Source organism: Flavobacterium cheniae (genome assembly GCF_004363695.1).
GTDB lineage: Bacteria > Bacteroidota > Bacteroidia > Flavobacteriales > Flavobacteriaceae > Flavobacterium > Flavobacterium cheniae.
Map to the genome: position 1 here is coordinate 117,754 of NZ_SNZC01000003.1, position 12,800 is coordinate 130,553.

The 12,800-nt window shown below is 30.9% G+C and carries 11 protein-coding genes; 10 read left to right on the forward strand and 1 reads right to left on the reverse strand.

Translation table 11 applies throughout. The features are described from left to right. Positions 1 to 25: 25 nt before the first annotated feature. The 3 genes from C8D80_RS09350 to C8D80_RS09360 are packed head-to-tail and all read left to right on the forward strand — an operon-like array spanning position 26 to position 5,161. Positions 26 to 1,990: a polysaccharide biosynthesis protein gene (locus tag C8D80_RS09350; RefSeq protein ID WP_242004804.1), complete on the forward strand. Its 1,965-nt coding sequence runs from the start codon at positions 26 to 28 to the stop codon at positions 1,988 to 1,990. A gap of 60 nt (positions 1,991 to 2,050) precedes the next feature. Next, a complete protein-coding gene (locus C8D80_RS09355; protein ID WP_133609683.1) occupies positions 2,051 to 2,818 on the forward strand; it encodes a polysaccharide biosynthesis/export family protein in 768 nt (255 codons plus the stop codon). A gap of 3 nt (positions 2,819 to 2,821) precedes the next feature. Next, positions 2,822 to 5,161, forward strand: a complete 2,340-nt coding sequence (locus C8D80_RS09360; RefSeq protein WP_133609685.1) for a GumC family protein — start codon at positions 2,822 to 2,824, stop codon at positions 5,159 to 5,161. Here the strand turns inward: C8D80_RS09360 and C8D80_RS09365 are convergent, their stop codons facing one another. After that, the gene (locus C8D80_RS09365) at positions 5,162 to 5,896 is read right to left on the reverse strand and encodes a tyrosine-protein phosphatase (RefSeq protein ID WP_133609687.1); all 735 of its coding nucleotides are present in this window, start codon (positions 5,894 to 5,896) and stop codon (positions 5,162 to 5,164) included. Between the two features lie 135 nt (positions 5,897 to 6,031). Between C8D80_RS09365 and C8D80_RS09370 the strand changes: the two genes are divergently transcribed. The 7 genes from C8D80_RS09370 to C8D80_RS09400 are packed head-to-tail and all read left to right on the forward strand — an operon-like array spanning position 6,032 to position 12,800. Continuing rightward, positions 6,032 to 6,901 carry an ABC transporter permease gene (locus C8D80_RS09370; protein WP_133609689.1) on the forward strand — a complete coding sequence of 290 codons (870 nt, stop codon included), beginning with the start codon at positions 6,032 to 6,034 and terminating at the stop codon, positions 6,899 to 6,901. Positions 6,902 to 6,908: 7 nt separating this feature from the next. Further along, the gene (locus tag C8D80_RS09375) at positions 6,909 to 8,201 is read left to right on the forward strand and encodes an ABC transporter ATP-binding protein (protein WP_133609691.1); all 1,293 of its coding nucleotides are present in this window, start codon (positions 6,909 to 6,911) and stop codon (positions 8,199 to 8,201) included. A gap of 32 nt (positions 8,202 to 8,233) precedes the next feature. Then, positions 8,234 to 8,767 (forward strand): CatB-related O-acetyltransferase, encoded by a 534-nt coding sequence (locus C8D80_RS09380; RefSeq protein ID WP_158633784.1) that lies wholly within the window; start codon positions 8,234 to 8,236, stop codon positions 8,765 to 8,767. After that, on the forward strand, positions 8,760 to 9,575 hold the full coding sequence (locus tag C8D80_RS09385) for a polysaccharide pyruvyl transferase family protein (RefSeq protein ID WP_158633783.1): 816 nt from the start codon (positions 8,760 to 8,762) through the stop codon (positions 9,573 to 9,575). The genes C8D80_RS09380 and C8D80_RS09385 overlap by 8 nt, the downstream gene beginning before the upstream one ends. Next, entirely contained in the window at positions 9,572 to 10,600 is a 1,029-nt protein-coding gene (locus tag C8D80_RS09390; protein ID WP_133609697.1) for a glycosyltransferase, read from the forward strand. The genes C8D80_RS09385 and C8D80_RS09390 overlap by 4 nt, the downstream gene beginning before the upstream one ends. Further along, entirely contained in the window at positions 10,597 to 11,670 is a 1,074-nt protein-coding gene (locus tag C8D80_RS09395; RefSeq protein ID WP_133609699.1) for a glycosyltransferase family 2 protein, read from the forward strand. Before C8D80_RS09390 ends, C8D80_RS09395 begins: the two co-directional genes overlap by 4 nt. Continuing rightward, positions 11,667 to 12,800, forward strand: coding sequence for a glycosyltransferase family 4 protein (locus C8D80_RS09400; RefSeq protein ID WP_133609701.1), 1,134 nt, complete (start codon positions 11,667 to 11,669; stop codon positions 12,798 to 12,800). Before C8D80_RS09395 ends, C8D80_RS09400 begins: the two co-directional genes overlap by 4 nt.

Genomic DNA, 12,800 nt, shown 5'->3' on the forward strand with positions numbered 1-12,800 from the left:
TAACCCCAATTTTAAAACTATTTAATTGTCAAAATTTAACTCAAATACTACTAAGAAATCAATTTTTAAGGAATTAACTAAAGATTTTTTTGAAAATCGATTCAGCAATTTAGCCTATTTACCACGATGGGTTATTTTCTGTATTGATATGGTTATAGTAATGTTTGCTGGTATAATAACCTATTTTATAGTTGCTAATTTAACGTTTAAGAGTTACGATACTTATTCTGTTTCCATCCGATATTTTATAACACTTTTAACTTACGCTTTTTTCTTTTTTGCTTTTAGAACCTATGCAGGGATAATAAGACACTCTAGTTTTATTGATGGAATGCGATTGTTGTTAGCCACTTCTTTTGCGTTTTTTTCATTAGTAGTTCTGAATTATACTCATTTCTTTGTTCATGAAACAAAGATTTTTTTAATGCCTGAACTTTTTATTCACGGTGTTATATCATTTGTATTATTATTTTTATTTAGAATTTTAGTAAAGTTTTTATTTGAGACCTACATTGAATTAGAAAATAAAGACCAAATAAAAAAAATTGTCGTTTTTGGTATTGATGCAAATGCTTTTGCGTTAGCGAAAGCCTTAAATTCTGAACAGCCAAAACGATATAAAGTTGTAGCATTTATTGAGAAAACAAATGCTAACAGAACCAAGCAGGTTTTAGGATTGCCAATCGTAAGCTTCAAACAAAATGCTTCTGAAATTATTAGAAAATTCGATGCTTCTGCTATTATTTTAAGCGATTACACATTAACTAAAGAAGAACAATTAAAAATAGTAGACGATTGTTTGGAGCATAACTATCAAGTGCTATCAACACAAACGGTAAAGAATTGGGAAGATCAAAAGAGTATCACAAAAAATATTAAACAATTTGATATTAAAGATTTACTCGAAAGACAGCCTATTGTTATTCAAAATAAATTGATATCAAAACAAATTCAGAATAAAACGGTATTAGTAACTGGTGCAGCTGGATCTATTGGAAGCGAAATTGTGCAACAAGTTTTAGCTTTTGAACCTGCAAAAATTATTTTGGTAGATCAAGCAGAAACACCATTGTATGAATTAAGTTTATTAGTTAAAACAAGTCTAAAAAATACTACTTATATCCCATTTGTCGCCGATATTAAAGATGCTTTTATAATGGAGCAAATTTTAAGCAATCATCAACCAGATGTTATATATCACGCGGCGGCTTATAAGCATGTGCCTATTATGGAAACCAATGCGTATCAAGCGGTTTTAACCAATGTATTAGGAACAAAAATACTGGCAGATTTAGCGATTAAATATCAAGTAGCTTCCTTCGTGATGGTTTCTACTGATAAAGCGGTAAACCCTAGTAATGTCATGGGAGCAAGTAAAAGAATTGCAGAATTATACGTGCAATCCTTATTTATGCAATCTCAATCAAAAACTTCAAGAGCGACCAAATTTATTACCACTCGTTTTGGAAATGTTTTGGGTTCAAATGGTTCTGTAGTTCCATTATTTACAAAACAAATTCAAGAAGGTGGGCCTATAACCATAACCCATCCTGATATCATTCGCTATTTTATGACGATTCCCGAGGCTTGCCAGTTGGTTTTAGAAGCGGGTTCTATGGGGAATGGTGGTGAAATCTATATTTTTGACATGGGACAACCGGTTAGAATAATTGATTTGGCCTATAAAATGATTCGTCTGGCTGGATTTGTTCCTGAGGAAGATATTAAAATAGAAGTGGTAGGATTGCGTCCGGGAGAAAAGTTATTTGAGGAATTATTAAATGATGCTTCTAAAACATTACCAACTCACCATGATAAAATCATGATTGCTCAAGAATATAATGTTACAGATTTTGATTCCTTTAAATCGCAATTAGAAAACTTGATACAATATGCAAAAAAAATGCAGTCTGATGCGGTGGTAGCTGAAATGAAAAAGATTGTTCCAGAATTTAAAAGCAGGAATTCGGTATATGAAAACCTCGATTAATTTGATTTCTTGAAAGTTAAATAAAGTACGTTATATTTGCACAGTTTTATGATACGACATATGAAAAGAATATTTTTTTTATCAACTTGGATATTTTTGTTGCCTTTTTTATTTTTTTCTTGTGCTTCAAGAGAGAAGATAGTGTACATACAGAATGCTATTTCTGCTTCAGAAACGTCTGAATTTGAAACCAAAATTAAACCGGACGATATTTTAGCCATTGTTGTTAGTTCAGAAAACCCTGAAGTATCGGCACCCTATAATTCTGTAGCTGTAACGCTTCAAAATTCAAGCTCAGATTCAGGCCAATCAAATCAAATCCAAACGTATTTAGTGGATAAAAATGGATACATAGAATTTCCTATTTTAAAAAAGATTAAACTTTCAGGATACACTAAAGAACAAGCAATAGATTTACTAAAAGAAAAGCTAAAAGACCACGTTGCTGATGCGAGCATTAATCTGAGAATTTTAAATTATAAAATTACAGTTTTAGGTGAAGTTAATAAACCAGGTACTTACCCAATACAAAGCGAGCGTATTACACTCCTAGAAGCATTAGGTCAAGCAGGTGATTTAACTATCTACGGAAAGCGCAATAATATTTTAATCATAAGAGAGGAAAACGGTAAAAAAATATCACAACGTGTTGATATTACAAAATCAGATTTCATCAATTCGTCTTATTATTATTTAGCACAAAATGATGTTGTTTACATCGAACCTAATAAAACTAAAATTAATTCATCAACTGTAGGGCCTAATATTGCTATTGGAATATCTGCCTTGTCATTAGTTGTAACAATATTTGCTTTAACTATTAACTAAATCATGCAACATCAAATTCAAAATAAAACTAATTTTAATTTTAAAGAGGAACTAGTAAAGTACGTTTCTCAATGGAAATGGTTTGCGATTAGTTTTTTTATATGTTTGTCAATTGCGTTTGCTTATTTACGTTATACGGTGCCCACATATAAAGCCGTTTCGAATATTATGATTAAAGATGAGCGAAAGTCAGGTATTGCATCTGAATTAGCGGCTTTTTCAGATATTTCTGCGATTTCTAGTGCAAAAAGTACTGTAGATAACGAGTTATATGTATTACGTTCTAAATCGTTAGTAGGGAAAACCATATTGGATTTGAAATTGCAATATACATACTATGGTGTAGGTCGTATTCTGTCAGGGGAAATGTATGGTGATTTACCTTTTGAATTAACGATTCTAAATGATTCAACACAGGCGCCTGTGAATCAGTATTTTTCTTTTTTTATCACGCCAAATAAAAAAAGTTTTGCAATAGAAGATGAAATTTCAGGCGAAGTTTTGTCTGATCAAAAATATAATTTTCCGTTTGTCTTTATGGGGCAAAAAATGATAGTTAAAGAAAATCAAATTCATGAAACGGAGCTAGGGAAGAAGGTGTTGGTTAAAGTATTTCCTTTTGATGGTTTAGTGGAGAGTTATTACAATCGTTTACAAGTAACGGCAGCAGACAAATATTCATCTGTTTTGTTTTTATCTTTTACAGATGCGGTTAAAGGTAAAGCAGCCGATTTTTTAGATAAATTGGTAGAAAATTATAATTTAGATGGTGTCAACGATAAGAAGTTTGTTTCCGAAAATACACTTGAATTTATAGAGAATAGATTAAATCTAATAACCCAAGAACTTTCGGGAGTTGAAAAAAATCTGGAAACATTTAAAAAAGAAAATAAAGTAACAGATATTGTTTCTGAAGCGGAGTTGTACTTAGGTTCTGCAAGCGAACTTGAAAAAGCATTTGCAGCAAAGAGTACACAAGTGCAAGTTATTTCTACACTTCAAGATTATCTTAAAAGTACTTCTTTAAATGATGTACTTCCAACAAATTTGATTAGTGGAGAAGCTAGTGACCAAATAGCATCTTACAATGCATTGGTGATTCAAAAGCAAAAAATGGCTACTTCTGCCGGACCTCAAAATAAAACCATTCAACAGTTAGAACAAAAAATAAAGGCTTTACAAGTTACAATTTCTACAAGTCTTCAACAAATGAAACAACAATTAACTATTGAGTTAAATGGACTTCGAAGACAAAATAATACGATGGCAACTAGAATTTCTAAAGTGCCTACACAAGAATTAGAGTTCAGAGATATCAACAGGAGACAAACTATTAAAGAGTCTTTGTATTTATATCTTCTTCAAAAAAGAGAGGAAACGGCTATTACCTTAGCGGTAACGGCTCCAAACGCAAAAATTATTGATCGTGCATTAGTTTCAAATGCTCCTGTTTCTCCAAACCGACAAATTATTTATTTAGGAAGTCTGTTTTTAGGTTTTTTACTGCCGTTTTCGGTGATTTATTTGAGAGATTTAGTAGATACAAAAATTAAATCTAGGTTGGATTTTGAAAAAATCACCTCAATACCAGTTATTGGTGAAGTTCCTAAATTGGATTCGGGTAATCTAATTACAAATGATAATCTGAGAAGTGGAACTGCAGAGGCATTGCGTATAATTCGAACTAACTTAGAGTTTTTCTTTACTAATAAACCGGAAGGAAAAGGAAAGAAAATATTTGTAACTTCTACTTATCCAAAAGAAGGAAAAACATTTATATCGGTAAATTTAGCAACTATTTTAGCACAAACAGATAAAAAAGTATTGCTAATGGGATTAGACATTCGTAATCCTAAAATATCAGAATATATAACAACACCTACAAAAGGAATAACAAATTACATTTCATCAAAAGAAAAGGTAGTGTTGAAAGATTACATATATCCGTCTGGAATTGCTGCTAATTTTGATGTTTTGCCTGCAGGAATTATTCCGCCTAATCCTTCTGAGTTACTGATGTCGAAAGCACTAGAAAATTTATTGGCTGAGATTGAAGATATTTATGATTATATTGTGGTAGATACAGCGCCTATTTCACTGGTAACTGATACAACATTAATTGCAAAATATGCCGATGCCTTCTTATACGTAACAAGAGCTAACTATTTAGATAGAAGAATGATTCCTTACATTGAAAAATTATATTCAGATCAAAATTTACCTAGTATGTCGGTGCTTGTTAACGATACAGAAGTAAGCACAACTTACGGTTATGGTTATGGATACGGTTATGGGACAGAAGAAAAATCTACCCCGTTTTGGAAAAAATGGTTGCCAAAATAATTACTTAAAAAACACATTTTTAGGCATAGTCTCTTCTAAAATTTGATAATTTTTGATCATCACCTTGTTTTGAAAAGCCGCTACGTGATTTTTGTGATGAATATCAGAACCTACAAAATCATATAGATTTTCTTTTAAAAGATAATCAGCAATTTCAGCTACATTTTTACCATAGTAACCTACGGTAGATAATAGGTTCAATTGAAATAAACAACCTGCTTTTTTTAATTTTTGATATTCTTTTTTATAGGAATGGAAGTAATTGTAACGCTCAGGATGTGCTAAAACCAATTGATATCCTTTTAGTTGTAACTCAAAAAGAAAATCATACAATTGAATAGGCGCATTCAAATACGACATTTCAATTAGAATGAAATTATCTTTCAGTGAAAGTAGTTTTTCTTGTTGTGCTAAACGTATTAAATTTTCATCTAAAAAATATTCAGAAGCAAATTGAAGTGATACTTGTTTTGAAAGTTCAGGTAATTCACTATGAACTAAATTGTAAGCATCACCAATTGATGAGGTAGAATTATCCCACACATTTTTCATCGTATGTGGAGTAGTAATCACTTTTGAAAAACCAAAATCAATCATCGACTCCAATAAAAATTTAGAATCTTTAATTTTTTGAGCCCCATCGTCTATTCCTGGTAAAACATGAGAATGAATATCCACATATCCTGAAGGAATTAACTCGGCTAATTTAGGTTTAGATTTGAAAAGCGATAACATGATTTGGAATTTGAGGCAAAATTAAACTATTTGTATTAATATTTGATTATCAATTAGCCATTATCCATTCAATAAGTTTGTTCAGTAACCAAAATAGTTTAATTTTGAAACATTAATAAAGAAAGTACTGCATACATGAATAAAACCGAATTTTCAGAAGAAGAATGGTTGTTTGAGATAGCTCCAAAAGACAAATTTTTCTCACTAAATCTTAAAGAGGTTTGGCGTTATCGAGATTTGCTTATGTTGTTTGTAAAACGCGACGTGGTAACGGTTTACAAGCAAACTATTTTAGGACCATTGTGGTATTTAATTCAACCTTTATTTACCTCTGTTATTTTTACAATTATTTTTAATAATGTGGCAGGCATTAAAACAGGAGATACTCCTGCTTTCTTATTTAATTTAGGAGGCGTAATGGTTTGGAGTTATTTTACTTCCTGCTTGAATGATACATCGGATACATTTAAAAAAAATGCCTCCATATTTGGTAAAGTTTATTTTCCAAGACTAATAGTTCCTTTATCTATTGTAATTTCTAATTTGGTAAAATTTGGAATTCAGTTTTTAATTTTCGTTGCTTTCTATGTGTTTTATCTAACACAAGGAATGAAAATGCAACTTACCACATCAACACTTTTTTTCCCAATATTAGTTGCTATTATGGGGATACTAGGTTTAGGATTAGGAATGATTATATCTTCATTAGTTACTAAATATCGCGATTTAAGTTTCTTGGTTGGGTTTGGAGTTCAGCTTTTAATGTATGTTTCTGCAGTAATGTACCCAATGGCTTTGTTAAAAGAAAAATTGCCCGATTTTGGTTGGTTAATTGAGTATAATCCTTTAGCTTATGTTATTGAAACAGCCCGTTACATGTTATTGCATGAAGGAAGTATTTCTATTTCAGGTTTGCTTTATACAGTTGCAGTAACAATCGTCGTGTTTTTTGTAGGGTTATTGATTTTTAATAAAACAGAAAAGAGTTTTATTGATACAGTTTAGTAAGAGAATGAATAAAAAAGATATCATATTAAAAGCCGAAAATATTTCTAAACAATACCGTTTAGGAACTGTGGGTACAGGAACATTGAGTCATGATTTGAATAGATGGTGGCATGCTATTCGTGGAAAAGAAGATCCTTATTTGAAAGTAGGCGAGACAAATGACAGAAGTTCAAAGGGAAATAGCGATTATGTATGGGCATTACAAGATATTAATTTTGAAGTAAATAGAGGAGAAGTTTTAGGTATCATTGGAAAAAATGGTGCTGGAAAATCTACGTTACTAAAAATATTATCTAAAGTTACAGCGCCTACAACAGGAGTAATTAAATCTAGAGGAAGAATTGCTTCTTTATTAGAAGTAGGAACCGGCTTTAATCCTGAGTTAACAGGTAGAGAAAATATCTATTTGAATGGTGCTATTTTAGGAATGACTAAAAAAGAAATCACTTCAAAATTAGATGAAATCATTGCTTTTAGTGGTTGCGAACGCTATATTGATACGCCAACAAAGCGTTATAGTAGCGGAATGACCGTTCGTTTGGCTTTTGCTGTAGCTGCTTTTTTAGAACCTGAAATATTGGTTGTTGATGAAGTATTAGCTGTTGGTGATGCTGAGTTTCAAAAGAAAGCGATTGGAAAAATGCAAGACATTTCTAAAAGCGAGGGCAGAACCGTTTTATTCGTGAGTCATAATATGGCGGCGGTTAGAAGTTTATGTACTAGGGGAATGTTAATTGAAAATGGAAAAACTATTTTCTTTGGAGATATTGATGAAACTATCGATTTATACTTAAAAAGTAGTATTTTTTCGTTTAATAGTAATAATTATATTGAGTTTGATGAAAAAGAAGCTCCTATTCAAATTTCCAAATTTGAAGTTAGTTCTTTGAATTTAAAAGGAGAACGTTCAAATTCAAGTGGTGTTTTAATGGGGAATATTTTAGAGTTTTCCATTTTTGTTTTAGCAAATCAAGCTTATAATAATTTAAAAGCCAGTATTATTATTTCAACAGCTAGTGGTACTAGAATTGCCGCAATACGATCGCATGAAATAACTGATTTTATTTTTGATTCAAAAGGAGATTTTGTTTTTAAAGCAACCGCTTCAGATTTAAAATTAATGCCAGGTGATTATGTTGTTACAATTGCTTTAGCAGAAAATAATACAACTATAGACATAAAAGAGGAATGTTTAGGTTTTACAGTTGTACCTAATGATGTTTATGGAACAGGAAGAATTCCAAAAGGGAATTTATATGTTTATTCAGATGCGAAATGGGAATTAAATCAAAAATAAAATATTGGTTATCAAAAAATTTAAAAAGTGTATTGGAATACGAAAAACTTCCAGTACTAATTCAGCCATCAAGCAATATTGAAGTTGGTAAAGATACTTTTCACAATGGAAATTTTGAAATTAGAGGTTCTGGTAAAATTAAGATTGGTTCATTTTGCGCATTAGGTAGAGATGTAAAATTTATTACATCTAATCACGATTATAATTTTGCAGTAATGCAATATGGTTTTTACAAAAAATATTTTCAAGATAAACCCAAAAAAGCTAATCTTTATACAAACAAGTTTTCAATAGAAATTGGAAGTGATGTTTGGATTGGTGACAATGTAAGTGTTTTGCCAAATGTTAAAATTGGTCATGGCACTATAATTGGAACTGGAAGCGTAGTTACTAAAGATGTTGAACCTTACTCCATTATTGGAGGAGTTCCAGCAAAGTTTATAAAAAATAGATTTACAGAAGCTTCAAAAAAAATACTTCTAGCTTCAGAATGGTGGAATTGGGATGATGAAAAAATAAAAGTAAATAAAGATTTCTTCTTTAAAAATTATAATGCTAATGAATAAAATTCATGTTTATTGGTGGGCACTCAATGCGCAAGGAGAGATTGATAACTACGGAGATATTTTAGCTCCTTTTTTAGCTGAAAAATTATCTGGTAAAAAAGTGGTTAAAGTTTCGCATCCTATGCAACGCTGGTATAAATGGTTTATTAAGCATTATATAACTGTTGGAAGCATTATTTGTGCTGCCAGTAAAAACTCAATCGTTTGGGGAAGCGGTATTATTAAAAAAAATGAAAATGTAAGAGCAGCTAAATTTGTAGCTGTTAGAGGACCAAGAACTAGAAAGCGTTTATTAGAATTGGGCTATCAAGTTCCAGAAGTATATGGAGATCCTGCTCTTTTATTACCTAAATTCATCTCAAATGTAAAAGAGGAAAAATATGCTTTAGGAATTATTCCGCATTATGTTGATTATGATGCTATTGTTGCTCGATTTAAAGATGATACAACAATTAAAGTTATTAATTTAATGACTAATGATGTTGTAAAAACAACTCAAGAAATACTAGAGTGTCAGCAAATTATTTCTTCTTCTTTACATGGTGTAATTGTATCTCATGCTTATGAAATACCGGCTTTATGGGTTAAATTTTCAAATAAAGTATCTGGTGATAATGTCAAGTTTTATGACTATTTTGAATCATTAAATATTACTTATCACCAAGAGTTTTTCATTAACCCGTCTGAAAGTTCAATTGTTGATTTTGAAAAATTATTAAGTGAAAACACCTCTGTTTTATTACCTTCAAAAGATAAGTTAATTCAAACACAAGAAGCTTTATTTGCTTCGTGTCCGTTTAAAAAATGAGAAAAGGCGCAAATATTTCAAAGGATGTATTATTAAATCCGAATGTTTCATCACATCGGGTAATTATTCCTTTGTATATTCCAAATGAAGAAGACTATTACAAAGAAGCGTATCAAATATTTGAATTTTGTTTGTTTTCGGTTATTAAAACTAGCGTAACACAATTAAAAATATCCGTAGTAAGTAATAACTCATGTGATTCGGTAAACGATAAACTTTACGAATTACAAAAAAAAGGATTTATTGATGAGTTAATTATTGAAAAAGAAGCTGTTGGAAAAATCAATAGTATTTTAAAATCACTTAGAACTGCTGAAGAACGCTTAATCACCATAACAGACGCCGATGTTTTGTTTTGTAATGGATGGGAAGAAGCCGTTTCGGAAGTTTTTGAAGCATTCCCAAAAGCAGGAGCTGTATCACCTGTACCTGTTTTTAGAAAACATTTCCACTTAACGGCTAATATTTGGATTCGAAACCTTTTCTCCAAGCGTCTTTTTTTTAAACCAATAAAAAACGTTGCTGCATTAACTCGATTTGCTAATAGCATTGGTTGGCCTTGGCTTGATGAAAAATGGAAAGATACGATTGGAACATTAACCTCAAAAAACGGAACCGTTGCTGTTTTGGGTTGTCCTCATTTTGTAGCAACTTATAAAAGAGAAGTTTTTCAAGAATTACCTAAAACGAACAGCAAATTTAAATTAGGTGGCGATAGCGAATATTTATATACAGATGAACCTGTTTTAAAAATGGGAGGTTATCGTTTGTCAACATATGATAATTATGCGTATCACATAGGAAATCAAGTGGAACCTTGGATGAGAGAAATGTATAATTCACTTATAGAGATTTCAAAAAAAGAAAATAAATATTCAAAATTTGCTATTTTAAAAAAAAATCGATTGGAATATTTGTTTTCGGAATATCTATTTAAAAAAATATTGTACTTTAAACCTATAAAAAAGGCACTTTTAAAAAGTAAAGGATTAACAAAAGAACAAATAAATAATTTTACATCTTGATTACCTTAGTTTTAACCAATAGAAATCGTGATATCCGAATCATTAAAAATTGTTTGGATTCTCTTCAAAGCCAATCGGATATTGATTTTGAATGGTTTCTTGTTGATTATGGTTCAAACGAAACGTATTTGAACGAACTAAAAACATTAGTGCTTCAGTATCCTAAAATTCAATTTGTTTCTTGTCCTACTTCTGGTCAGTTATGGAGCAAATGTCGCGCTATCAATATAGCGCTTCAAAAGGCTACCCAGCCTTATTTTGTGGTAGGTGATATTGATTTGATTTTTCATCCAAACTATATTCAAACTTTAAAAAGTGTAGTAAATCCTAATATCGTACATTATTTTCAATACGGATTTTTAAGTGAGACAGAATCGGTTAAAAAGCAAAGTTTTGAAGATTTAAAAGTCGATTTTAAAGGAGGTAAAGATGTAACAGGAAATACCCTATTTCCGACAGCAATTTTAAAAAGCGTCAATGGTTTTGATGAGTTTTATCAAGGTTGGGGAGCAGAAGATACCGATGCTCATATTCGAATGCAAAATTTAGGATTACAAGTTGCATTTTATGAAGAACAAATTTTGGTTAAGCATCAATGGCATCCAAAAGCGTATCGCAGTAAAAGGAGTACGCATCCTTATCATTCACAATTAGAGCGCATTAATCATGCTTACATGATTCAAACGCAAAAAAATAAACGTACAGTAGTTAATCAATATCAAAATTGGGGACAATTAACCCATGATGCCGATTATCAAAAGTTGCAATTTCCCGAAAAGAAAATAATTGTTTCCTCTTCTTTGCTTCAAGTGAATGCTTTATTAGCACAATTGAAAAATTTTAAAAATGAAGTTATTCAAATAGAAATTCATGACCTTTCACGCAAAGAGAAAAATAAGAATTTTATCAAAAGAATTCTAGGAAAAAAAGCACTCCCTTTTTATAAAATGGAATATGTAAACAATCTAGTTTTAGAAGAAATTATAAAAAATTATCGCAATTGCCCTTATCACTATTCATTTAATAGACAAACGAATAAAATCATTTTAGTTCTAAATTTTGTAGCATGAAAATTTTAATGGTTTCCATACCTACTTTGCATTTCTTTCGTTGGGCCAATCAATTACAAGATGCCGGACACGAGGTATATTGGTTTGATATTACAGGAATGAGTAAGACAGTATCAAAAATTTCTTGGATGCAACAAAAAGTAGATTGGAAATTAAAGTGGAATTATCCAGGACGCATATTTGTTAAAAATAAGTTTCCGAAATTATATGAATACATTCATCAATTTAACGAAAAATACACAGCGAAAACTTTTGAAAATTATTTGAATGAAATTCAACCTGATGTTGTGCACAGCTTTGCTTTGTATTTATCTTGTTCCCCTATAATGGAAGTTATGGAGAAAAATCCAACTCAAAAATGGATTTATTCTTCTTGGGGTAGCGATTTGTTTTATTTTCAAAACGAATCTACTTACTTAAAAGATATTAAACGTGTTCTACCACGAATTAATTATTTGTTCACCGATTGCCAGCGCGATTATGAAATAGCAAAACAATACGGATTTACAGGTAAATTTTTAGGAGTTTTTCCCGGTGGCGGCGGTTTTGAGTTAAACGAGATGGAAACATACAAATTACCCATTTCACAACGAAAAACTATTTTGATAAAAGGTTTCCAAGGTCGTTCTGGTAGAGCTATTCCTGTTTTAAAGGCGATAGCAACGTTAAAAGAACAATTACATAATTACGAAATTGTAGTTTTTGGTGCCGATCCTCAAACTTTTGATTTTGTGAAACAATCACCATTAAAAAGTTGGGGTAATTTTGAAATTTTAGGAAAGATTCCACACGAAGAAGTACTAAAATTAATGGGTAAATCCTTAATCTACATAGGGAATAGTAATTCAGATGGCATGCCAAATACTATGCTTGAAGCTATTTTTATGGGAGCGTTTCCTATTCAATCTAATCCTGGTGGTGCTACAGCTGAGTTAATTCGAGATGGAGAGAATGGTTTGTTAATTGAGGATTGTGAAGAAGTACAGAAAATAAAAGAAATTGTAATTCACGCTGTCAATAATTGTAATTTTGAAAAAGCTGAAAGTTTAAATCAAGCAGAAATTGTTCCAAAGTTACACTACATAAAAGTTAAAAATGAAGTGATTTCTATCTATAAAAAATTAAATTAA

Bases quoted from the DNA above. Each gene is read 5' to 3' on its own strand.
- C8D80_RS09355 (WP_133609683.1), top strand. From the start codon at position 2,051: ATGAAAAGAATATTTTTTTTATCAACTTGGATATTTTTGTTGCCTTTT.
- C8D80_RS09360 (WP_133609685.1), top strand. From the start codon at position 2,822: ATGCAACATCAAATTCAAAATAAAACTAATTTTAATTTTAAAGAGGAA.
- C8D80_RS09365 (WP_133609687.1), bottom strand. From the start codon at position 5,896: ATGTTATCGCTTTTCAAATCTAAACCTAAATTAGCCGAGTTAATTCCT.
- C8D80_RS09370 (WP_133609689.1), top strand. From the start codon at position 6,032: ATGAATAAAACCGAATTTTCAGAAGAAGAATGGTTGTTTGAGATAGCT.
- C8D80_RS09375 (WP_133609691.1), top strand. From the start codon at position 6,909: ATGAATAAAAAAGATATCATATTAAAAGCCGAAAATATTTCTAAACAA.
- C8D80_RS09385 (WP_158633783.1), top strand. From the start codon at position 8,760: ATGAATAAAATTCATGTTTATTGGTGGGCACTCAATGCGCAAGGAGAG.
- C8D80_RS09390 (WP_133609697.1), top strand. From the start codon at position 9,572: ATGAGAAAAGGCGCAAATATTTCAAAGGATGTATTATTAAATCCGAAT.
- C8D80_RS09400 (WP_133609701.1), top strand. From the start codon at position 11,667: ATGAAAATTTTAATGGTTTCCATACCTACTTTGCATTTCTTTCGTTGG.